This is a genomic window from Maritimibacter sp. UBA3975, assembly GCF_002384975.1.
GTDB lineage: Bacteria > Pseudomonadota > Alphaproteobacteria > Rhodobacterales > Rhodobacteraceae > Maritimibacter.
Genome location: NZ_DGCP01000009.1, coordinates 526,661 through 547,490, shown reverse-complemented (window position 1 = coordinate 547,490; position 20,830 = coordinate 526,661). Strand labels below are relative to the sequence as shown.

Annotated in this window: 22 protein-coding genes; 13 read left to right on the top strand and 9 right to left on the bottom strand. The window is 63.3% G+C overall.

What is annotated here, in order from left to right:
* The first annotated feature begins 19 nt into the window (after positions 1-19).
* Entirely contained in the window at positions 20-1,597 is a 1,578-nt protein-coding gene (locus B2585_RS07740; RefSeq protein WP_292021663.1) for a lysine--tRNA ligase, read from the top strand.
* A gap of 53 nt (positions 1,598-1,650) precedes the next feature.
* Here B2585_RS07740 and B2585_RS07735 read toward each other — a convergent pair whose 3' ends face one another.
* The 3 genes from B2585_RS07735 to B2585_RS07725 are packed head-to-tail and all read right to left on the bottom strand — an operon-like array spanning position 1,651 to position 4,242.
* Complete coding sequence (locus tag B2585_RS07735; protein ID WP_292021661.1) at positions 1,651-1,782, bottom strand: DUF2474 family protein; 132 nt, start codon at positions 1,780-1,782, stop codon at positions 1,651-1,653.
* Positions 1,782-2,813 carry a cytochrome d ubiquinol oxidase subunit II gene (gene cydB / locus B2585_RS07730; protein ID WP_292021659.1) on the bottom strand — a complete coding sequence of 344 codons (1,032 nt, stop codon included), beginning with the start codon at positions 2,811-2,813 and terminating at the stop codon, positions 1,782-1,784. The genes B2585_RS07735 and cydB overlap by 1 nt, the downstream gene beginning before the upstream one ends.
* A 1-nt stretch (position 2,814) precedes the next feature.
* The gene (locus tag B2585_RS07725) at positions 2,815-4,242 is read right to left on the bottom strand and encodes a cytochrome ubiquinol oxidase subunit I (RefSeq protein ID WP_292021657.1); all 1,428 of its coding nucleotides are present in this window, start codon (positions 4,240-4,242) and stop codon (positions 2,815-2,817) included.
* 239 nt (positions 4,243-4,481) lie between these two features.
* Here B2585_RS07725 and B2585_RS07720 point away from each other — a divergent pair, with 239 nt between their 5' ends.
* The 4 genes from B2585_RS07720 (at position 4,482) to B2585_RS07705 (ending at position 8,553) form a co-directional block, all read left to right on the top strand.
* Complete coding sequence (locus B2585_RS07720) at positions 4,482-4,898, top strand: DUF4864 domain-containing protein (protein ID WP_292021656.1); 417 nt, start codon at positions 4,482-4,484, stop codon at positions 4,896-4,898.
* 84 nt (positions 4,899-4,982) lie between these two features.
* A complete protein-coding gene (locus tag B2585_RS07715; protein ID WP_292021654.1) occupies positions 4,983-5,390 on the top strand; it encodes a hypothetical protein in 408 nt (135 codons plus the stop codon).
* A gap of 38 nt (positions 5,391-5,428) precedes the next feature.
* Complete coding sequence (locus B2585_RS07710) at positions 5,429-6,121, top strand: DUF4336 domain-containing protein (RefSeq protein ID WP_292021651.1); 693 nt, start codon at positions 5,429-5,431, stop codon at positions 6,119-6,121.
* 152 nt (positions 6,122-6,273) lie between these two features.
* Positions 6,274-8,553: a glycosyl hydrolase family 28-related protein gene (locus B2585_RS07705; protein WP_292021650.1), complete on the top strand. Its 2,280-nt coding sequence runs from the start codon at positions 6,274-6,276 to the stop codon at positions 8,551-8,553.
* A 56-nt stretch (positions 8,554-8,609) separates the two neighbouring features.
* Here the strand turns inward: B2585_RS07705 and B2585_RS07700 are convergent, their stop codons facing one another.
* Positions 8,610-8,975 carry a VOC family protein gene (locus B2585_RS07700; RefSeq protein ID WP_292021648.1) on the bottom strand — a complete coding sequence of 122 codons (366 nt, stop codon included), beginning with the start codon at positions 8,973-8,975 and terminating at the stop codon, positions 8,610-8,612.
* A gap of 196 nt (positions 8,976-9,171) precedes the next feature.
* On the opposite strand from B2585_RS07700, the gene ppk2 reads away from it, so the two are divergent.
* The 3 genes from ppk2 to B2585_RS07685 all read left to right on the top strand — a co-directional run bounded on the left by ppk2 (position 9,172) and on the right by B2585_RS07685 (position 12,438).
* On the top strand, positions 9,172-10,095 hold the full coding sequence (gene ppk2 / locus B2585_RS07695) for a polyphosphate kinase 2 (protein WP_292021646.1): 924 nt from the start codon (positions 9,172-9,174) through the stop codon (positions 10,093-10,095).
* Between the two features lie 73 nt (positions 10,096-10,168).
* Positions 10,169-11,056, top strand: coding sequence for an SDR family NAD(P)-dependent oxidoreductase (locus B2585_RS07690; protein WP_292021645.1), 888 nt, complete (start codon positions 10,169-10,171; stop codon positions 11,054-11,056).
* 101 nt (positions 11,057-11,157) lie between these two features.
* Positions 11,158-12,438 carry a lytic murein transglycosylase gene (locus tag B2585_RS07685; protein WP_292021643.1) on the top strand — a complete coding sequence of 427 codons (1,281 nt, stop codon included), beginning with the start codon at positions 11,158-11,160 and terminating at the stop codon, positions 12,436-12,438.
* A 40-nt stretch (positions 12,439-12,478) separates the two neighbouring features.
* On the opposite strand, the gene B2585_RS07680 is transcribed toward B2585_RS07685, so the two are convergent.
* A complete protein-coding gene (locus B2585_RS07680) occupies positions 12,479-13,117 on the bottom strand; it encodes a TIGR02453 family protein (RefSeq protein ID WP_292021641.1) in 639 nt (212 codons plus the stop codon).
* Between the two features lie 90 nt (positions 13,118-13,207).
* Between B2585_RS07680 and B2585_RS07675 the strand changes: the two genes are divergently transcribed.
* Together B2585_RS07675 and B2585_RS07670 are read left to right on the top strand one after the other, a co-directional pair.
* Positions 13,208-13,804: an SAM-dependent methyltransferase gene (locus tag B2585_RS07675; protein WP_292021639.1), complete on the top strand. Its 597-nt coding sequence runs from the start codon at positions 13,208-13,210 to the stop codon at positions 13,802-13,804.
* Positions 13,805-14,040: 236 nt separating this feature from the next.
* Positions 14,041-15,411, top strand: a complete 1,371-nt coding sequence (locus tag B2585_RS07670) for an MATE family efflux transporter (RefSeq protein ID WP_292021637.1) — start codon at positions 14,041-14,043, stop codon at positions 15,409-15,411.
* A 114-nt stretch (positions 15,412-15,525) separates the two neighbouring features.
* Here B2585_RS07670 and B2585_RS07665 read toward each other — a convergent pair whose 3' ends face one another.
* Positions 15,526-15,930, bottom strand: coding sequence for a hypothetical protein (locus B2585_RS07665; RefSeq protein ID WP_292021635.1), 405 nt, complete (start codon positions 15,928-15,930; stop codon positions 15,526-15,528).
* A gap of 90 nt (positions 15,931-16,020) precedes the next feature.
* A complete protein-coding gene (locus tag B2585_RS07660) occupies positions 16,021-17,223 on the bottom strand; it encodes a pyridoxal phosphate-dependent aminotransferase (RefSeq protein WP_292021633.1) in 1,203 nt (400 codons plus the stop codon).
* A gap of 78 nt (positions 17,224-17,301) precedes the next feature.
* Here B2585_RS07660 and B2585_RS07655 point away from each other — a divergent pair, with 78 nt between their 5' ends.
* From B2585_RS07655 to B2585_RS07645, 3 genes are all read left to right on the top strand, one after another.
* Positions 17,302-17,691: a helix-turn-helix domain-containing protein gene (locus B2585_RS07655; RefSeq protein WP_292021631.1), complete on the top strand. Its 390-nt coding sequence runs from the start codon at positions 17,302-17,304 to the stop codon at positions 17,689-17,691.
* A gap of 2 nt (positions 17,692-17,693) precedes the next feature.
* On the top strand, positions 17,694-17,954 hold the full coding sequence (locus B2585_RS07650) for a succinate dehydrogenase assembly factor 2 (RefSeq protein WP_292021628.1): 261 nt from the start codon (positions 17,694-17,696) through the stop codon (positions 17,952-17,954).
* 85 nt (positions 17,955-18,039) lie between these two features.
* Positions 18,040-18,537, top strand: a complete 498-nt coding sequence (locus B2585_RS07645) for a MarR family winged helix-turn-helix transcriptional regulator (protein WP_292021627.1) — start codon at positions 18,040-18,042, stop codon at positions 18,535-18,537.
* Positions 18,538-18,610: 73 nt separating this feature from the next.
* On the opposite strand, the gene B2585_RS07640 is transcribed toward B2585_RS07645, so the two are convergent.
* Positions 18,611-19,318, bottom strand: coding sequence for a DUF1194 domain-containing protein (locus tag B2585_RS07640; protein ID WP_292021623.1), 708 nt, complete (start codon positions 19,316-19,318; stop codon positions 18,611-18,613).
* A gap of 28 nt (positions 19,319-19,346) precedes the next feature.
* Positions 19,347-20,681, bottom strand: a complete 1,335-nt coding sequence (locus tag B2585_RS07635) for a tetratricopeptide repeat protein (RefSeq protein WP_292021621.1) — start codon at positions 20,679-20,681, stop codon at positions 19,347-19,349.
* Positions 20,682-20,830: the final 149 nt, after the last annotated feature.

Sequence of the window (20,830 nt, the reverse complement as noted above, 5' to 3'; positions counted from 1 at the left end):
TATGAACCGGAACCGAACAATGTCTGATCTGCGTGACGCCGCGATGAACTCGAAAGCCTGGCCCTTCGAGGAGGCGCGGCGGCTGGCGAAACGCTATGAAAAGGCCCCGCCCGAGAAGGGTCATGTGCTGTTCGAGACAGGTTATGGCCCCTCGGGTCTGCCGCATATCGGCACCTTCGGTGAGGTGGCGCGGACAACCATGATCCGCCGGGCGTTCGAGACGATCAGCGATATCCCGACGCGGCTCATTTGTTTTTCCGACGATATGGACGGGATGCGCAAGGTGCCCGACAACGTGCCGCAGGCCGACATGCTGCGCGAGCATCTGCAAAAGCCGCTGACCTCGGTGCCCGATCCGTTCGGCGAGTACGAAAGCTTCGGCCATCACAACAATGCTATGCTGCGCCGGTTCCTCGACACCTTCGGGTTCGAGTACGAGTTCTTTTCTGCGACCGAGTTCTACAAATCCGGTGCCTTCGACGAGACGCTTCTGCGCGCGGCAGAGCGCTATGACGACGTGATGAAAATCATGCTGAAGTCCTTGCGTGAAGAGCGCCAGCAGACCTATTCGATCTTCCTGCCGATCCACCCTGAAACCGGGCGCGTGCTCTATGTGCCGCTCAAGGAGGTGAACGCCAAGGATGGCACGATCACCTTCGACGACGAGACCGGGCGTGAATGGACGCTGCCCGTTACGGGCGGCAACGTGAAGCTCCAATGGAAGCCTGACTTCGGCGCGCGCTGGGCCGCGCTCGATGTCGATTTCGAGATGTACGGCAAGGATCACTCGACCAATACGCCGATCTACGACGGTATCTGCCGCGCGCTCGGCGGCCGGGCGCCGGAGCATTTCACCTACGAGTTGTTCCTCGACGACAAGGGCGAGAAGATCTCCAAGTCCAAGGGCAATGGCCTGTCGATCGACGAGTGGCTGAACTATGCCTCGACCGAGAGCCTCGCCTATTTCATGTATCAGAAGCCCAAGACGGCGAAGCGTATGTTCTTCGACGTGATCCCGCGGGCGATGGACGAGTATCACCAGCAGCTCGCGGCCTATCCGGGCCAGACCCCTGAGCAGCAGGTCGCGAATCCCGTGCATCACATCCATGCGGGCGATGTCCCCGAAAGCCGGATGGTGGTGAACTACTCGATGCTCCTCAACCTCGCCTCGGTCGCGTCGGCCCATGACAAGTCGGTGCTCTGGGGTTTCATCCGCAATTACGCGCCGGATGCGACACCCGAAAGCCACCCGGACCTCGATGCCGCGGCGGGCTATGCCGTCCGGTACTACGAGGATTTCGTGGCGCCCACGAAGTCGTACCGTCTGCCCACCGATCTTGAGCGCGAGGCGCTTGAGGATCTCAGGGCCCGGCTTGCGGCGTGGGAAGGGGGCAATGACCCCGAGGGTCTTCAGGGTGAGGTATTCGCCTGCGGCCGTGAGCGGTTCGAACCCATGCGCGACTGGTTCAAGGCGCTTTATCAAGTCCTGCTTGGCGCCGATCAGGGCCCGCGCTTCGGCTCCTTCATCGCCCTTTACGGGGTTGCTGAAACGACTACGCTCATAAACCGAGCGCTCGCGGGTGAGCTGGTCGCCTGACAGTTCGCTGCGGGCAGAGTGCGCGGCTTACGCCACCGCACCCCGGCCACGAGTCAGACGATCCAGAGCCGGATGAGCCACGCTACGGTGCCAATGGCAAGCACACTTACCAAATAGAGCCCCACGAACCAGAGCGCCCGGCGCAGCGGCTTCTTGGGTCGTCTTTCGTCACCTGTGTCATCCATCAGTGATACCCGGAATCCACGTCGATCTTGCCCCGGAAAACGTAATAGGCATAGGCGGTGTAGCCCAGAATGATCGGGATCAGCACGCCTGCGCCGACGAGCATGAACACCTGGCTTGCGCGCGGGGCGGCAGCCTCATAGATCGTGATTTCGGTGGGGATGATGTAGGGATACATCGTCAGGCCCAGCCCGATGAAGCTCACGATGAACAGACCGAGAGCCGAGAAGAACGGCCAGTGGTCGTGGCGGTGCACATGGAGCGCGCGAAAGAGCGCCCACGTCAGGCCGAGCACGACCGCTGCCACCGCAACGGCCCAAAGGATGTGCCAGCCCTCGAACCACCGGGCGAAATACCCATCCTGCAGGAAGGGCGACCAGATCGAGACGGAGCCGATGAAGATCACGGTGGCGATGCCCAGGTGCCATGCGCGGGTCCGCATCCGCTCCTGAAGGTCGCCGGTGGTTTTCATCACCAGCCACGTCGCACCGAGGAGCGCGTAGCCCACCACCACGGCGAACCCGACGAAAACCGAGAACGGGGTGAGCCAGTCCCACCAACCGCCGGCATAGGCGCGTTCGGCCTCGTTCACGTCAATGCCCTGGAGGAGACCGCCGAGAGCCACGCCCTGTGCGAACGCCGCAAGCGTGGAGCCCGCGATGAAGGCCGCGTCCCAGATCCAGCGCCCTGTGTTGGCTTTCCACCGAAACTCGAACGAAACGCCCCGCAGAATGAGGGCGAGGAGCATGGCGATCAGTGGCGCATAGAGCGCAGGTAGGACGATGGAGTAGGCCAGCGGGAAGGCCGCGAACAGCCCGCCGCCGCCCAGCACAAGCCAGGTTTCGTTGCCGTCCCAGACCGGCGCGACCGAGTTCATCATCACGTCGCGGCTGTCCTTCTTGCGTTCGGCGGCGAACAGGATGCCGATGCCAAGGTCGAAGCCGTCGAGCACGACATAGACCAGCACCGCGAAGGCGATGATGAAGGCCCAGATGGTCGTCAGGTCGAAGGAGATGTCGGATACGATAGGCATGTCACTCTCCCGGCTGGTGGCCATGCGTGCCGGGCGTGATGCCCGCCGCACGGGTCGGTCCGTCCGCGACGTCCTTAAGTCGTGGCTCGTCAGGTGTTGGCGGTTTCGCCATCAGCCTCAGGATATAGAAGGTTCCTGCGCCGAAGACGGCGAAATAGACCACGATGAAGGCGATGAGCGAGGTGCCCACAGCGGGCGCGTCCAGCGGCGCCGCGCTGTCGGCGGTGCGCAGAAGGCCGTAGACCGTGAAGGGCTGGCGCCCAACCTCGGTCGTGACCCACCCGGCAAGCACGGCGACCAGGCCAGAGGGGCCCATCGCGACGGCTGCGCGGTGCAGCCAGGGCCAGTAGAACAGCCGCCCCCGGTAGCGCGCCCAGAGCGACCACAGGCCAAGCCCCAGCATGGCGAAGCCGATGGCGACCATGATCCGGAACGACCAGAAAACGATGCCCACGGGTGGTTGATCCTCGTCCGGGATCGTGTCCAGCCCGTCCAGCGGCTCGTTCCAGCCGTGCTTAAGGATCAGCGAGGAAAGCTTCGGGATGCCGATGGCATAGTCGAGCCGCTGCTCCGCGTCGTTCGGGATGCCGAACAGGTAAAGCGGCGCACCATCCGGGTGGCTCTCGTAGTGACCCTCCATAGCCATGACCTTGGCCGGCTGGTGTTCGAGCGTGTTGAGCCCATGCAGGTCGCCCAGAAAAATCTGGACGGGCGCCACGATGGTCGCCATCCACATCGCCATCGAGAACATGGTGCGGGTCGCGGGGGACGACTCAGCGCCCTCGCGCCGCCGCCGGAGCAGGTGCCAGGCCGCGACGCCACCGACGATGAAGGCGGTCGTGAGGTAGGCGGCGGTGATGGTATGGGCGAGCCGGTAGGGGAAGGACGGGTTGAAGATCACCTGCCAGAAGTCTTCGGGCATGAATTGCCCGGTGTCCGGGTCGATCGAAAAGCCTGCGGGTGTGTGCATCCACGAATTCACCGACAGGATCCAGAAGGCCGAGATGAACGTGCCGATGGCCACCATGGCGGTCGCCGTCATGTGCAGCCCCGGTCCGACGCGCTCGCGCCCGAAAAGCATGATGCCGAGGAACCCGGCTTCCAAGAAGAAGGCCGAGAGCACCTCGTAGGCCATCGGAGCACCGATCACGGGACCGGCCTTATCCGAAAACACCGACCAGTTGGTGCCGAACTGGTAGGACATGACGATGCCCGAGACGACGCCCATGGCGAAGGCGAGCGCGAAAATCTTCACCCAGTAGCGAAAAAGATCAAGGTACTTGTGGTCCTTGGTCCACAGCCAGAGCGCGTTCACCACGGCCAGGTAAGACGCCAGCCCGATGGTGAAGGCAGGGAACAGAAAGTGGAAGGACACCGTAAAGGCGAACTGGATACGGGCGAGGAGGATCGCGTCGAAACTGGCGAGCATGTCTGTCTCCTTGTGGCAGGACGCAGCCTTAACCTGACTTCCCGATACAATTTAGGTGCGCCACCTCCTCCGGTGCGACTGGACAATTCGCCGCGTGGGCGCACGATTCCGTTATGAAGCTCAACCCCTTGACGGACGAGCGGTTCCTGCGCGGGGCTGACCAAGGGTCAACTTTTTCGCCTTCCGATGAAACCCTCATGGCGTCTCGCCCGTAACTTCATCAGACAGGAGGCAATACCATGAAACAGATCCTTCTCGTGATCGCCCTGACCTTTGCGGTGATCCTGCCGCGCCCGACCGCCGCTCAGGACGGAGATGCCGGCGCGATTCAGGGCGTCATTTCCGATCAATTCGACGCGTTCCTTGCCGAAGATGTCGAGACGGCGTTTTCCTACGCCTCCCCGATGATCCAGGGGCTCTTCCGGTCGGCCACAAATTTCGGCCAGATGGTCGAGAACGGCTATCCGATGGTCTGGGCTCCGGCCTCGACCAAGTTTCTCGAACTCGACGAGCGCAATGGTGCGCTGTGGCAAAAGGTGCTGGTCCAAGACACTGGCGGCACGTTCCACGTCCTTGAATACAAGATGGTCCAACGTGAAGGCGACTGGTTGATCGACGGGGTTCAACTCATCCGCGAGGCCGGTATCGGCGTTTGAAGGCGGTGAAAAAGTGTTAACAAAAGGTTAACGTCCGCGTCATCTCTCCCTATCTCTGCATGATTGCTGGGGGGAGATGAACTTATGAACGAAGACCTGTTAGGCGCAATATTGTGCGTGCTCGTCCTCAAGGGCGAGGCGGAATCCCATCATCGCTATGAGAATTTCTCGTATGGTGAGCTTGGAGAATACTCTACCTACTTCGACTGCGAGACGGACACTCATGTCTGGGAGTTCGGTCTGGACAGGCGCTCTTCGTTTGACAGTTTGCATCAAGCTGGCGTCGCCGCGGACATCAGCGGCAAGATTCCGGCCATCGCCATAATCGACACCAATCGCACTGAAGACCGTTTTGAAATGCAGGTCGAAAAGGCGGCACGCTATTTTGGTGTCGAGGTTCAGACCTACACAGCGGACTATCTGATCCGCTGGCAAATGACGGATTATCTGCGCAACTATCCAGATCCCGTTCCCGCCTCCTTAGGTCGATGAACGGCACTGGTTACGAGCCACTCGACACGCCCAAGCCCGTGGCAGACGATATCTGGGTCGTGGATGGGCCGGCTATTCGGTTCTACGGTCTACCGTTTTCCACTCGGGCGACCATTGTCCGGCTCGCGAACGGGGCTTTATGGGTTCACTCGCCAACCCGGCTAGACGATGAGCTGAAGAAACGGGTCATGGCGCTTGGCCCGGTGGCGCATCTCGTCGCGCCGAACTGGATTCACTACGCCTATGTCGCGCAGTGGCAGGCTGCGTTCCCCGAGGCCAAGAGTTGGGCCGCGCCCGGTGTCGCGGCGCGGGCGCGCAAGCACGGACTGGATGTCGCCTTCGACCATGATCTGACGCGGGAACCTCCGTCGGCATGGGAGGGCGAGATTGACCAGTTGATCGTCCGCGGCAGCGACGTGCACCGCGAGGCAGTGTTTCATCACCGGGCGAGTCGGACGCTGATCCTTACCGATCTCATCGAGAATTTTGAGCCACGGAAATTGCCGTGGTGGCTGCGCCCGGTGGTCCCGCTCGTGGGCGTGGCCGATCCGGACGGCAAGATGCCCCGCGACATGCGCGCGACGTTCCGCAAGGGGCGAGACGCGCTTCGCGCGGACGTGGAGCGCATGATCAATTGGCGGCCAGAGCGGGTGATCCTTGCGCACGGACGCTGGTACGACCGCGAGGGCGTGGCGGAGCTGCGCCGGGCCTTCCGATGGATTCTGGACTGAGTTTTCCCATAAGGAACGCGCTCGCGTTTGCGAGCCGTGCGGCCGCAGGCAGCGTACGGTGGCCTCAAGGCCGGTTAAGGCAGGCAGGGTAGCCCTTTTCGCGATGGGTGCGGCGCGTGGCGTTCGCACAGCTTGACCGGAAAGGGACCCCCATGAGCACCAACCTCGACCTGATGCCGTCGCCCTTCGTGGATGGGCTGGACCAGTGGTCCAGCGAGAACGGGACCGCCGGGTCCGCCACCTACAACGGGGCCGCGAACGCCGCTTTCGTCCCCTCGGACCAAGATTTCGGCGGCTGCCTCGAACTTCTGAAGACAGAAAGCACGCAGAAATTGCGCTGGACCGGCCAGACGCCGATACTGCCGGGCACCTATTTGCGCATTACCGCCCGCGTGAAGGCAATGAGCGGGGCGTTCCCCTCGGTCCGCGTCGCGGGCTATGCGATGGACGGATCGAACAGCCATGTGGGCGGACTGGACGAGACGGCGCCCACCGTCACGCTCGACAGCTACGGTGAGGTCGTGACGGTGACGGGGATCGTCGCGGCAGGCAACCGGGACGGCGTCGACATGATCTGGGGAGCGGCGCCGGAATATGGCCATTTCGGCATCGACCTGATCGGCGCCTCGGGCGGTATCGTGCGCGTGGATGACATCGAGATCGAAGATGTGACCGGGACGTTTCTGCGCGACATCCTGGATGTGGTGGACGTGCGCGATTATGGCGCGGTGGGCAACGGCTCGACCGACGACCGTGCGGCTTTCGCCGCCGCAGATGCCGACGCGGACGGGCGCACGGTCGTCGTGCCCGACGGCAATTACCACATCGGCTCCACCCTCACGATCCAGAACAAGGTGCGCTTCGACGGAACCGTGAACATGCCGGCGGGTGCGCATCTGGCGCTGATCCGCAACTTCGACCTGCCCACCTATATCGACGCCTTCGGGGATGAGGTGGAGGCGTTCCGCCGCGGTTTTCAGGCGCTGATGAATTTCTCGGACCACGACGGGTTCGACCTCAAGGGCCGCACGATCAACCTCTGGGGTCCGATCGACATGCAGGATGCCCTCAACACGGCGGACACCTTCCTGATCCGGCGCGTGATCCGCAACGGGCAGTTCTATGCGCAGGATGATCCCGCATGGGAGCCGGAGGTGGCCAGCAGCCAGGGCAGCTACAACCCCAACAACCCGCTTCAGATCACCGGCCTCACGAACGCGAGCCAGATTCAGCCGGGCAGCCAGGTCACCGGCAATGGCGTGGGGCGCGAAGTCTATGTGAAATCGGTGAACGTCGGGGCAGGGACGCTGCAACTGAGCCAGCCGCTGTACGGTCCCAACTCCACGCAGGGCTACACCTTCACCCGCTACAAATACATCCTCGACTTCATGGGGTTCGAGAACCTGCGCCGTCTGACCTTCTCGGAGGTCGAGTTCCAGATGAACGGTTATTGCAACGGCGTCATGCTCTCCAAGGAGGGTGAGAACATCCAGTTCAAGGACTGCTTCTTCGTCAAACCCAAGCACAAGGGCATCACCTCGGCCGGTCGGGCATGTCAGGACCTGCACCTCGAGCAGTGTCAGTGGATTTCTTCCGAGCAGGGTGTCGCGGCCGACCAGCGGGTGAGCGTCGGGTTCAATGTGAACGCCAACGACTCCAAGATCCGCGATTGCCGGTTCCAGCGTATGGGCCTTTCCGCCATCATCAACGGCACTGGCCACATGATCACCGGTAACCACTTCTTTCAGGGCGACGATTTCTCGAACGCTCCCCGGATCGCCGGGCTGGTTTTCACGCGGGAGGCCTGCGTGTCCACCGTCACCAGCAACTACATCGATAACTGCGCGATCGAATGGACCAACGAGCATGACGCCAAGCCCGATTTCTCGAATGAATACGGGTTCGGCGGGCTGACGATCACCGGCAATATCTTCTATTGCTCCGACGCGATTTCGAGCTTCCGGTTCATCCGGGTGAAACCCTATGGCAGCGGGCATTTCCTGTCCGGTTTCCAGGTGAACGAGAACTCGTTCTACTCCTCGACCGGAACCGTGCAGCGGGTGGAGGAATGGGACACGACCCACGCCGGGCCGGATTACTGGAGGTTCCGCAACATCACGTTCGAGCGCAACAACTTCAATGGCATCAGCCAGCGCACGATCAGTCCTGTCTGCCTCGAGTTCAACCAGTCCTCCAACGCGACGACCTGGACCCTGAACCCCTCGGGCTACCTCCCGTTCGGGGCCAATGCGCGCGCGGTCTCGTCGGTCGTGACCGAGGGCGAAATCAAGAACGGCTCCAACGGGCGCGTCGACGGGCTGCCCTATGTGAACGTGAATGCCGGGGCACAGAACAGATTCGTTCAGCTTGTCTGGCCGCAGGCCTGTCGCGGCACGGCTCATGTCACGGTGCGGTGCGACAAACCGCTTTAGGGCGCGCGCAGCGGCCGGATTGCCCCGCCGGGTTCGCGCCCGGCGGGGCTTTTTCGTCAACCGACTGCGAAGAGGTTCATCTTGTGACCGTCCGGGGTGCGGAAGTAACCGGCGTAGAAGTCGGGCCCGCGTGGTCCCGGTGCGCCTTCATCAGCAGCGCCCTGGTTCAGGGCGAGCGCATGGACCCGGTCGACCGTTTCCGGATCAGGGGCCATGAGCGCGACCATGGAGCCGTTTCCGCTAGCCGCCGCCCCTTCAAAAGGGACGGTCAGCATGACCTGAGGTCGTAACGGGCCGAAGTCCCATGCGGCTAGCGTTTCGGTCGTGTGGGACCGTGTGCCGCCGAGCGCGCCGAACACGGCGTCATAAAACGGGGCTGCGCCATGCGGGTCGTCCGACCCGAGGGTAATATATCCGATCATTTGGTGTCTTTCGATTGCCGGACAATCCGTGTCGTGCACGGCTGTCCTGTTCACAGAAAAGCGCGAAACGTATGTGGTCAGGCAATCATGGGGGTGAGCCTAGCCTGACCTTTCGAGCGCGGCAAGATTTGACCGGTATCAAGGCGCACAGGGCTTGAGGGGCGTACAATCGTCCCAATCAGGACAGGAGAGCAACATGGCGCGCGACACGGCAACGACGACGGAAAGCGCAGGCGAGGGACGCGTGACGAGCTTTCCCAAGGTGACCTCGGACCTCATCCGGCAGACTTTCGAAAATGGTGAGTACCCTTACGAGGGCAAGCTTGATCGCAAGGATTACGAGACACAGAAGGCCCAGCTTCAGGCCGAGCTTCTGAAGGTCCAGAAATGGGCGGGCGAGACCGGCCAGAAATTCGTCATGCTCTTTGAGGGTCGCGATGCCGCCGGCAAGGGCGGCACCATCAAGCGTTTCATGGAACACCTCAATCCGCGCGAGGCCCGGGTGGTCGCGCTGAACAAGCCGTCGGACCGCGAAAAGGGACAGTGGTTCTTTCAACGTTATTTCGAACATCTGCCAACATCGGGCGAGATGGTTCTCTACGATCGGTCCTGGTACAACCGCGCGGGCGTCGAGCGGGTGATGGGGTTCTGCACCCCAAACGAATACCTGGAATTCATGCGCCAGGTGCCGGATCTCGAGCGGATGCTCGTGCGCTCCGGCATCCGGCTTTACAAATACTGGTTCTCCGTCACGCGTGAGGAACAGGCGCGTCGCTTCAAGGCGCGCGAGAGCGATCCCCTCAAGCGGTGGAAGCTGTCGCCGGTCGACAAGGCTTCGCTCTCCAAATGGGACGACTACACCGAAGCGAAGGAGGCGATGTTCTTTTACACCGACACCGCCGACGCGCCCTGGACCATCGTGAAGTCCAACGACAAGAAACGCGCGCGGCTGGAGGCCATGCGCCACTTCCTGTCGACCATCGACTACCCGGACAAGGACCACGACATCGCAACCGCCCCGGACCCGCTGATCGTGGGCCACGCCAGTCATGTGATCCACGGGGCCGACCATATCCTTGGCGCGAGCCTTCACCCGGATCTGCGGCGCTCGACGCCCTGAGGCGCGAGAATATGGACCGTTCCGCTCTGACGGGGTAATCGTTCCGTCGGGACAGGTTGGACGCGGGGCAGGCGTGGGATATTACACGAACAAGGTCGCGGTGGTGACCGGCGCTGGCAGCGGACTGGGCCGGGCGCTGGCCCTTGATCTCGGAACGCGCGGCGCGAAACTCGCGGTCTCCGATATTAATGGTGAGACGGTCGCGGAAACCGCGCGGCTGCTGGACGCTGCGGGCGTCGAGGTTCTGCACCGGCAACTGGACGTCTCTGACGGTGCAACAATGCGCGCCCATGCTGCCGAGGTGAACGCGCGTTTCGGGGTGATCCACCAGATCTACAACAATGCGGGCCTGACGGTCGGGGAAAAGCCGCTCGTGCGCACGAAGAACGCCGACTTCCTTGGCGTGTTCCGGGTGAACCTATGGGGCGTCATCCACGGGACCCGAACGTTCCTGCCCTATCTGATCGAGAGCGGGGCAGGGCTCGTCTGCAACATTTCCAGCATCAACGGATTTCTCGCGATGGGGCAGGCGTCAGCCTATTCGGCGTCGAAATTCGCGGTGCGTGGCTTCACCGAATCCGTGCAGGTCGAGATGCTGGACGCGCGCCATCCGGTGCAGGTGTCGCTCGTCCTGCCGGGCGGGATCGCCACGAATATCGTGCGGATGTTGCCGCCCGATTTCGACCAACTGTCGCCGGAGCGTCAGGCGCAGGTGCGCCATGCCATCGACCTGCACTACGAGACGATGCTGCGCATGTCACCCGAGGCAGCGGCGAAGAAGATCCTCGACCGGGTTGCGCGTGGGCGTTGGCGTATTCTCATCACCCCGCGCGCCTTCTGGCTCGATCTGCTCGTTCGGGCGTTTCCGGGACAATACCCACGCCTCGTCGCGGGGTTCCAGCGCCGCTTCCGTGCGCGACAGAAGGCGGGACCGAAGGGGTCGGGTGCCGGCAAGGCGTAAGCTCGCCGACGATCATCGCGGCCCGCGTTGGAAGCCTTGGCCCAAACCGCTGTCCGCGCTATTGTTTCGCAAAATGAAACCCGAAACGGCCGGGGGCAGGCATGACGATCACGAAACTATCACGGCGCGGCTTTGCGCTGGGCGGACTCGCGCTGACGGGGCTCACCGCTTGCGGTCGTGCAGCCGGACCGATCGGTGGGGCGAGCAACGTGGCCTCGACCTCGTCCTCGTCATTTCAGACGGCGTCCAACGCGGGATACGATTCCTGGGTCGTAAGCTTCAAGAACCGGGCCGTGGGTTCGGGGTATGCCCAACCCGTCGTCGATCGCGCGTTTCGCGGGGCCGGCTACCTCCCCGGCGTGATTGAGCGGGACCGCAAGCAGACGGAATTCACGCGTACGCTCGAAGACTACCTCGCCATCGCAGCCAGCGACGAGCGCGTGCGCAACGGACGCGCCAATTTCCGCGCGCTTTCGGGCAAGCTCTCGTCCATCGAAAGCCAGTACGGCGTCGACGCGAAGGTCGTCGCGGCGATCTGGGGCATGGAAAGCTCCTACGGCACGCGGCGCGGTGACGTTCACATCGTCTCGGCCATGTCCACGCTCGCCTACGACGGGCGGCGCAAGGATTTCTTCGAAAAACAGCTCTTCGCGGTGCTCAAGATCCTGGCCGCCGGCGACACCACGCCCGAGAACATGCGCGGCTCATGGGCCGGCGCGATGGGGCATACGCAGTTCATGCCGACCTCCTACCTCGCCTATGCCGTGGACTTCACCGGCGACGGGCGGCGCGACATCTGGGCTGACGATCCGACCGACGCGCTGGCCTCCGCCGCCAACTACCTGCGCCAGTTCGGCTGGACCAAGGGACAGCCGTGGGGTGTCGAGGTGAAATTGCCCGAGGGCTTCGACCGCTCGCAGGCCGGCTTTTCCAACAGCCGGAGCGTGAGCACCTGGACGTCGATGGGCGTGCGCGACATGAACGGCGGCACGGTGCCCAATCACGGCGCCGCCCGCGTGATCGAACCCGCCGGCGGCGGCGGTCCGGCGTTCATGGTGTTCAAGAACTTCGATGTCATCAAGCGCTACAACAACGCGACCTCCTACGCGATTGGCGTGGGTCATCTGGGTGACCGGATCGCAGGCGGCGGCCCGATCCGGGGCAACTTCGGCCCTGATCCGCAGGGCCTCACGCTCGAAGACCGCAAGGACATCCAGCGCCGGCTGACCTCCAAGGGCTTCGACACCGATGGCACGGACGGCGTTATTGGTGCCAAGTCCGAAGCGGCCATCCGCGCGTTCGAGGCTGCCAACGGTATGCCCTCGAGCGGTCTCGCCACCAAGGCGTTACTGGTCAAGCTGGGCGGTCGGCCCGGCGCCTGAGCGCTGGGCTCGCTCTTCTTCGGTCTGGAAATCCCGGGGCTCAGGCCAGCGCGTCCGACAGCGCCCTCTGGAAACCGGTCGCCTCGGCGAAACGGGCCGGCAGCGTCGTGGTCAGCGACGCCTGTTCGCCCGCATCCACCTCATGCCACAGGACGAGGCCTTTGCGCCGCAGATGCGCCCCCTGCGGGTGATCGGGCGGAAACGGAGTCGGCACGCGCTTCAACGCTGGGTCCGACATGTCCCACCCAGCGGCTTCCAGCGCGGCGGCCTGCGCCACCACCGGATGCCCACCCGCCACCCGCTCACGCCAGCCGGGCAGGGCGTCCTTGGGAAAGGCCATCGACCCCACGCCCAGCTTGCAATAGCTCGCAGAGGCTCCGAACATGAAGCTTATGGGCGCGCCCTGCACGGTCCATTGCATGTGCAGATGCGTGTTGTAGGGTGTCTTGTCCTTGGAAAACCGCACGTCGCGATGCACCCGGTAGAGTTTGGGCGTGACCGTCTGGCCCATGTCGCGAGCGAGCCGCTGTGCGATATCGTCGAGCAACAGGTCGGCGGGGCGCTTCACTGCAGCCTCGTAATCTGCCTTGTGCGCCGCAAACCACTCCCGGTCGTTGTTCGCAGCCAGCCGTGCGAAAAAGTCGCGGGAGCCGGGCACGAGGTCATGAAAGCTGTCCATTCACTCTCCTCCGAGTTCGGTGCAGTCTGGCCCCCAACACCCCATTCGCCAATAGGCTTGATGAACGGATCCTGACAGGAGGCGTCAGCTATGTGGAACGACCGTTACGCTATCGAGGATTTCGTCTTCGGCACCGCGCCCTCGCAGTTTCTTGTCGCGCGGCAGGACTACCTCGAATCGGGGATGACCGCGCTCGCCGTGGCCGATGGCGAAGGACGCAATTCCGTATTCATGGCCCGAAAGGGCCTGCGCGTCACGGCGATGGAGGCCGCACCCAACGCCATTGCCAAGGGACGCAAGCTCGCGCGGGCGCATCACGTCGAGGTCGAGTTCGTCGAGGCTGACATTTTCGACTGGGATTGGGACGCCACGCAGTACGACGTCGTCGCGGGCATCTTCTTTCAATTCATGGGGCCTGAGGATCGCGCCACGGTCTTCGACGGCATGAAGCGCGCCGTGGCTCCCGGCGGGCTGCTGATGATCCACGGGTACACGCCGAAGCAACTGGAGTACGGTACCGGCGGACCAGGTGTGGCGGAGAACCTCTACACGGAAGACTTGCTGGCAGAGGCTGTCGCCGGGTGGGAAGTGCTCTGCCTCGAGTCCTATGAGACCGAGCTCGATGAGGGGGCCGGTCATTCCGGCATGTCAGCGCTCATCGACCTGATCGCGCGAAAGCCCGGCTGAATGGTGCGGCATGCACCAGCTGCGGCCATGATACCGTCGCTCAAGCGGCAAGCCATTCCGGCAAGGTCCTGAGATATAACGATACCTGGCTCCAACGGCTCGGTTTTGTCAGGATGATGGCCGAGCGCGCGTGACGCCGAGTCCATGAAGAGGGGTGCCCGGAACAGGCACGCCCCGTTTTCGACCATCCGATCAAATCCCTTTCCCCCGCCTGCGCCTCATGGCAAAGGACCCCCATGTCCCGCCTCGCCACATATCGCAGTCATGCCAGTGCCCACTTGGCCCTTGGCCTGCCGCTTATAGGCAGCCAGCTCGCACAGGTCGCGGTGCAGACGACCGACACGCTGATGATCGGCTGGTACGACGTGCGCGCGCTCGCGGCGCTGGTCTTGGGCACCTCTGTTTACATTCTGTTTTTCCTTTTCATCTCCGGCTTCGCATGGGCGGTCACACCGCTGGTCGCGGCAGCGGCGGAGCATGATGACGAGGTGCGCATCCGGCGCGTCACGCGCATGGGCCTGTGGGTGTCTCTCGGGGCAGGCGCACTTTGTCTGCCGGCCTTCATCTGGTCCAAGCCGCTGCTCGTCGCGCTGGGGCAAGACCCGGACATCGCGGGAATGGCGCAGGTTTACCTGCGCATCGCAGGGTTCGGCATCCTGCCCGGTCTCGCGGTGATGGTCCTCAAGGGCTACCTCTCCGCGCTCGAGAAAACGCGGGTGCAGTTCCGCGTGACCGTCGGCGCGGCGCTCGCCAACGTCGTCTTCAACTACCTGCTGATCTTCGGCAGCTTCGGCTTTCCCGAACTGGGCATCCGCGGCGCGGCCATCGCTTCGCTCGGGGTCAATCTCATCTCTGCGGTCTGGCTCGCGGTCTACGCCATTCGCACCTTCCCGGACCATGATCTCTTCCGCAGGCTCTGGCGCCCCGACGGCGAGGCGCTGCGCGAAGTTTCAGGAATGGGCTGGCAAATCGGGCTGACGACGGTGGCAGAGGTCGGGCTGTTCAATTTCTCCTCGATCGTGATGGGGTGGATCGGCACCATCCAGCTTGCCGCGCATGGCGTCGCGCTCCAGATCGCCACCATCGCTTTCATGGTGCAGCTTGGACTGTCCAACGCGGCCACCGTGCGCGCGGGCCGGGCTTACGGACGGCGCGACCGTCAGGGTCTCACCGATGGGGCCGTTGCGGTCTGGCTCCTGGGGTTCGGCTTCGCGGTGGTGTCGCTGGTGATTTTTCTTGCCGTTCCAGAAACGCTCATCGGGCTGTTTATCGACCCGGATGACCCATTGCGCGGTGAAATCCTCGCCATCGGCGCCACGCTCCTCGCCATGGCCGCGCTGTTCCAGTTCGTCGACTCGGCGCAGGTGCTCGCCATTTCGATCCTGCGCGGCATGCAGGACACGCGCCAGCCGCTCATCGTCGCTGCGATAAGCTACTGGCTCATCGGCGCACCGACGACCTACGTTTTCGGCATCGTGCTGGGATGGGAAGGCGTGGGGGTCTGGCTTGGCCTCGTCCTCGGGCTCGCCTGTGCGGCCGTCTTCCTTCAGCTTCGGTTCTGGCGCCTTACCCGCTACGTCGATCCTGAAGGGGCGCGCTACGCCTGACGCACCGGCCTCGCGCCCGCGCTGTCCCTCTTCTTTGGTCCAGAAATACCTCGGGGGGCTGGGGGGCAGCGCCCCCCAGCGGGTCGTCGGGCGCCCCGCGCCCGGCGACACCGTTCAGTCCTCGCGTATCAACCGCTCGGCCTTTTTGCGGACAAGAAGCGTGCGCAGGTCGTGCATCGCCATCAGGAGCGAGTCTGTCACCATCTCGAGCTGGTGGTCATCCGCATCCTTCTGCACCCAATGGGCGGTGTAGTTCAGCGTATCCACAGCGCGCAGTATATCGTCGATCTGGCGGGCAGAGAGCAATTCCTGCCGCTCGGCCAGCCAATCGGAAATCGCCGCCATGTCCTGATTCGACAGGGTGCGGTCACCATGGGGTTTGATATCGCCATTCTTCGTATTGACGACGGCGATCTGGTCCATCTCGATACGGCGGTGGCGGTTCTGTGTATCCACCTTGAAAACGAAGGCGCCGTTCTCGCGAACGCGAAAGAAATACTCGGGAAGCTCGGTCGACATGGTTTCTTGTTACTCCTGCCCGCGGCATTTGTAACCGGCTCGTTCAAACAGGGCCAGTGGATCGGTGCCTTACCGCAACGTAAACCTGGCTCAGGAAAGTGACGCGCAGAAGTCCTGAATGCGCGTGCAGGCGGTCGTCAGCTGTTCGTCAGACGTGGCATAACTCACGCGGAAATTCGGGGAGACGCCGAAGGCCGCGCCGAACACGACCGCAACCCCTGTGGCTTCGAGCAACGCCTTGCAGAAGGTCTCGTCATCCGTGATCACGGTGCCCTCGGGCGTGGCCTTGCCGATGCAGCCCGCAATAGAAGGGTAGACGTAGAACGCACCCTCCGGCGTCGGGCAGTCGATTCCCTGCGCCGCGTTCAACATCTCCACCACGAGGTCGCGGCGACGCTGAAACACTTTGGCGTTCTCAGCCAGGAAGTCTTGCGGCCCGTTCAGCGCCTCGACCGCGGCCCACTGGCTGATCGTGCAGGGGTTCGAGGTCGACTGCGACTGGATCTTGCGCATGGCGTCGATCAGCACTTTCGGCCCTGCGCCGTAGCCGATCCGCCAGCCGGTCATGGCATAGGCTTTGGACACGCCGTTGACCGTCAAGGTGCGCTCATAAAGCGCCGGCTCGATCTGCGCGGGCGTGAAAAACTCGAAGTCGTCGAAGACGAGATGCTCGTACATGTCGTCGGACATGACCCAGACATGGGGGTGCTTCATCAGGACGGCGCAGAGGGCGGCCAGCTCGTCATGGGTATAGCCCGCGCCGGTCGGGTTCGACGGGGAATTGAAGATCAGCCACTTGGTCCTGGGCGTGATGGCGGCGTCCAACTGCGCGGGCGTCATCTTGAACCCGGTATCTATGCCGCAGTCCACTGTCACCGGCTCTCCGCCCGCAAGAAGGACCATGTCCGGATAGCTCACCCAGTAGGGGGCGGGGATCACCACCTCGTCGCCGGGATTCAGTGTCGCCATGAGGGCATTGTAGAGGATCTGCTTGCCGCCGGTGCCGACGCTGACCTGCGCGGGTTCGTAGCTCAGCCCGTTCTCGCGCGCGAACTTGGCGCAGATCGCCTGTTTCAGCTCCGGCATTCCGTCCGGGGCGGTGTATTTCGTCTTTCCCGCGTCCATCGCGGCCTTCGCTGCATCCTTGATGTTGTCGGGCGTGTCGAAATCCGGCTCGCCCGCTCCCAAACCGATGACATCGCGACCCGCGGCCTTCAATTCCTGCGCAAGAGTTGTTACGGCAATGGTGGGCGAAGGTTTGACGCGGTCGAGCGTCGCGGAGAGGATCGTCATGGTCGCATCCGGCTGAGATCAGGGGTCGGCTTCGTCCTACGCTCCGCCAGACGAGCGATCAAGCGGGAAGGACGCGGGATGGACGACAACTGGTACTCCGATGAGAACGCCACATTCGGCGACCGGCTGGCCGGTGCACGCGAAGCGGCGGGGCTGAGCCAGAAGGAACTGGCCAAGAAACTGGGCATCAAGGTAAAGACGCTGGCTTCGTGGGAGAACGATATTTCCGAGCCGCGCGCCAACCGGCTCCAGATGGTGTCGGGGCTTCTGAGCGTGTCGCTGCGTTGGCTGCTCACCGGTGAAGGCGAGGGCGTCGATCCCCCGGGCACCGAAGGGACGCTCTCACGGGACGCCAAGGCGCTCCTTCTGGAATTGCGCGAAGTGCAGACCGACATCACGGATGCGACCAAGCGGATGGCGCGGCTCGAGAAGGGCCTGCGCAAGATGCTGGAGGACGGCAGCGCGTGACTATGACCGAGACGGCTGAAACGCGCCTCAAGCGCATGGGAATGCGGTCCTGGCGGCGTGGAACCAAAGAGATGGACATGATCCTCGGCCCTTTTGCCGACGATCGTCTGGCCGGGCTCTCGGCCACCGAGCTTGATCTCTACGACGAACTGTTGCTTGAGAACGATCAGGACCTCTATCAGTGGGTTTCGGGCCAGGTGTCGCCGCCGGACCGTTTTGCGGGACTCATCGCGTTGATCCGGGATCATAAGATCGCCGGATAGGCGCATGTTTTTCCTCGACCTTTAACCGAATATTCCGAGTTTTCGTTCAAACCTGTCGCGCAAGCAGTCAAATGCGGAGACAGGCATGAGCATTCACGGTCCCATCGTTGCGGGCACGGACACCCGGTATCTGGCGCAATACCTGGACGCCCTGTCGCTGATCGAGCGGCTGCACAGGCTTCTGCTCGATGTCATCAAAGACGAGTTTGAACGCCTTGGCGTCCTTGAAATCAACGCCGTTCAGGCGCTCCTTCTGTTCAACATCGGTGAGAACGAGGTGACGGCGGGCGAGTTGAAAAGCCGCGGCTATTACCAGGGCTCCAACGTCTCATACAACCTCAAGAAACTGGTGGAGATGGGATACATGCACCATCAGCGCTCCGAGATCGACAGGCGCTCCGTGCGGGTTCGGCTGACTGACAAGGGGCGGCACATCCGCGACGTGGTCGGCGGCCTCTTCGAACGACACTCTGCCGGGTTGGAGGAACGGGCCATCCTGTCGCTCGACGGAATCGACGAGGTGAACACTTCGCTGAAACGGGTCGAACGGTTCTGGACCGACCAGATCCGCTACATCTACTGACCGGGATGGTTGGTGAACGGGGCGCAGGAAAAGGCCCCGGCGCGGGTAGTACGCGACGCGCGACCCATGGCGCCTAACCCCGGTCAGGAACTTCAGATGCTTCGAGCCCGCCCACGGCCAGCGCGTTGATCTCACGCAGGAGTTTCTTTTTCATCGCGCGGGCATAATCTTCGAACCCGTCGGCACGTTCCACGAACGCGCCCGGGCCGCGGATCACGAGGTTCTCGAAATAGCTGAAAAGGTCGTCGTCGCCCGGCCCGGCACCCATGGAATCGATCGTGTTGATGACGAGCGCGTTCACCGTCACCCCCTCGAGTTGCGCGAGGTCGTCGAGGTCCTGAGGTCGCGGCCCCGTATTCGATTTTCCGTCTCCGGAAATATCGATCGTACCCTTCCAGCACTCTGGTCCGCGCGCGAGCGCCGAACCGCCCACCGCCATAGCCGTGCCGAGCGCGGTGGACGGGGGCGAAGGGCTCCGCCGCGTGTCACGCAGGGTTCCCGCGATCCCGTTCAGCGTCGGCCGGTCCGTCACCAGCGTCCAATCGACGAGCAGGTTCTGAAACTGCGGTCCGCTCCATTCGAAAACGTAAAGCGCGATGGGCGCGGCGCCGGGGGCGAGGATGGCGCGGGCAACCTGCGGATCGGTCAGCGCCTGCGCGAGCCCGTCCATCTGGAGCCTGTATTCGCCTGAATCGACCGAGCCCGATACGTCGAGGGCCAGAACCAAAGCCTGACGACACGTTCCGTCCTGTGACGCCGCAGGCGCGGCGCCGGCGATCAAGCCCAGTGATAGGACAAGCCCGAGCGCGTCAGAAACGCGATTCGAAACTGATCCCGCCAGAAAGCGTCTGCTGCGAGTAGATCGGCACATTGGACCACACCCGTTTGGCCTCGACGGTCACGACAGGCGAGAACCCCATGTAGGACAGGCCCCGGAAATCGGCCGAGACGCGGCCCGAAAGAATCCGGTCCTGCCGCCCCGTCGTGCTGAAGGGCGAAAAGTTGTAGGTCTTGTAGCCGTAATTGCCCCCGATCTCCAAATGCGCCCCGAGGATCGGGCGATTGAACTGGTATTCGAGGCCGACGGAGGGCAGCGAATAGACCTGTGCTGCGCCGGAGGAAAAACTGCGGGTGTAGTTGAGCGAAGCGCGCACGGTGTCGCCCCAGGCAAGCTTGTGCCCATAGCTCGCGCCCGCCGAAAGTGTGGTTTCAGGCACCAGACCGCCCTGCACAAGCAGACTCCGATCGGCCCGTCCCGTAAAAGTCAGGGCATCGCGCCCCTGTGCGATGGGGAAAGTGACGGCCGCGCCCGCGCCGAAGAAGTCGCTCAGCTTGGTGCCGCCGTACCAGTTGCGCCCGGCGCGACCGGAGAACTCAAGCCTAATGCCGTTGCCCACGATCTGCTTGTGCGTAGCGATCACGGCCAGCGAGTAGAAATCGTAATCATGTCCCGACACCGTCGGCGCCGCGGCGCGCGATTTCGCGTCAAGCCAGTTCATGCGCCCGGCACCCTCGACGCCAATGGTGGTCTGGGAGCGCTGGCTCTCGAACAGCCGGTACTCCAGCTTGCCCTGTGCCTCGGCGGTGAAACCAGACAGCGCCCGTGCGGTTGGCGAGAGCACGAAGGGCAGTCCGTAGATATAAATGATGCTCTCGGACGAGCCGTTGTTGATGTTCGAATTCGGCGATGCCCCGCCCGAGAACGAGAAGCGCCAGGGGTTCTTCTGTTTGACGAAGCGGTAGGCCTGCACCAAGCGCTCCATTTCCGCATCAGTCTGGACGTATGGCAAGGCGCGGCGCAGCCAGAACTGCGAGAGCACATAGTTGCCATCCTGCGCGATGATGTCGGCGGTGCGCACGGCCGCGGCGTAGCGGGCGGCCGGGATGTCGGAGGCGTTGAACGCGGCCTGCGACGCCTCGCGCGCCGAACGTGACTGGCCCATCGCGAAGAGGATCTGCGATTTCAGAAGCAGTGCGTCGATGTCGCGCGGGTTGGCCGCAATCACGGCATTGGTCAGGCCAAGCGCCCGCGGCGCGTCGCCGGCGGCGAGCGCCTCGGCGGCGGCTGGAAGAACGGTTGACCGATCCGGCGCCTGCGCCAGCGCCGGGGTGCCGAGGGCCGCGCAAAGCGCGACGACGGACATGATTCTGCGACCCCACATAACGGAGTGTCTACGCGACCGTGCACGGCGGCTCACCCCCCCAATCAGGGGGCGGCGCGGAGCGTTGCGTGTTTGCACGGATACCACCATTCCTGCCCACTCGTTTCTTGTCTGGCAGTAGCGCATCCGGG

Bases quoted from the DNA above. Each gene is read 5' to 3' on its own strand.
- B2585_RS07740 (WP_292021663.1), top strand. From the start codon at position 20: ATGTCTGATCTGCGTGACGCCGCGATGAACTCGAAAGCCTGGCCCTTC.
- B2585_RS07735 (WP_292021661.1), bottom strand. From the start codon at position 1,782: ATGGATGACACAGGTGACGAAAGACGACCCAAGAAGCCGCTGCGCCGG.
- cydB (WP_292021659.1), bottom strand. From the start codon at position 2,813: ATGCCTATCGTATCCGACATCTCCTTCGACCTGACGACCATCTGGGCC.
- B2585_RS07725 (WP_292021657.1), bottom strand. From the start codon at position 4,242: ATGCTCGCCAGTTTCGACGCGATCCTCCTCGCCCGTATCCAGTTCGCC.
- B2585_RS07720 (WP_292021656.1), top strand. From the start codon at position 4,482: ATGAAACAGATCCTTCTCGTGATCGCCCTGACCTTTGCGGTGATCCTG.
- B2585_RS07715 (WP_292021654.1), top strand. From the start codon at position 4,983: ATGAACGAAGACCTGTTAGGCGCAATATTGTGCGTGCTCGTCCTCAAG.
- B2585_RS07705 (WP_292021650.1), top strand. From the start codon at position 6,274: ATGAGCACCAACCTCGACCTGATGCCGTCGCCCTTCGTGGATGGGCTG.
- B2585_RS07700 (WP_292021648.1), bottom strand. From the start codon at position 8,975: ATGATCGGATATATTACCCTCGGGTCGGACGACCCGCATGGCGCAGCC.
- ppk2 (WP_292021646.1), top strand. From the start codon at position 9,172: ATGGCGCGCGACACGGCAACGACGACGGAAAGCGCAGGCGAGGGACGC.
- B2585_RS07685 (WP_292021643.1), top strand. From the start codon at position 11,158: ATGACGATCACGAAACTATCACGGCGCGGCTTTGCGCTGGGCGGACTC.
- B2585_RS07680 (WP_292021641.1), bottom strand. From the start codon at position 13,117: ATGGACAGCTTTCATGACCTCGTGCCCGGCTCCCGCGACTTTTTCGCA.
- B2585_RS07675 (WP_292021639.1), top strand. From the start codon at position 13,208: ATGTGGAACGACCGTTACGCTATCGAGGATTTCGTCTTCGGCACCGCG.
- B2585_RS07670 (WP_292021637.1), top strand. From the start codon at position 14,041: ATGTCCCGCCTCGCCACATATCGCAGTCATGCCAGTGCCCACTTGGCC.
- B2585_RS07665 (WP_292021635.1), bottom strand. From the start codon at position 15,930: ATGTCGACCGAGCTTCCCGAGTATTTCTTTCGCGTTCGCGAGAACGGC.
- B2585_RS07660 (WP_292021633.1), bottom strand. From the start codon at position 17,223: ATGACGATCCTCTCCGCGACGCTCGACCGCGTCAAACCTTCGCCCACC.
- B2585_RS07655 (WP_292021631.1), top strand. From the start codon at position 17,302: ATGGACGACAACTGGTACTCCGATGAGAACGCCACATTCGGCGACCGG.
- B2585_RS07650 (WP_292021628.1), top strand. From the start codon at position 17,694: ATGACCGAGACGGCTGAAACGCGCCTCAAGCGCATGGGAATGCGGTCC.
- B2585_RS07645 (WP_292021627.1), top strand. From the start codon at position 18,040: ATGAGCATTCACGGTCCCATCGTTGCGGGCACGGACACCCGGTATCTG.
- B2585_RS07635 (WP_292021621.1), bottom strand. From the start codon at position 20,681: ATGTCCGTCGTCGCGCTTTGCGCGGCCCTCGGCACCCCGGCGCTGGCG.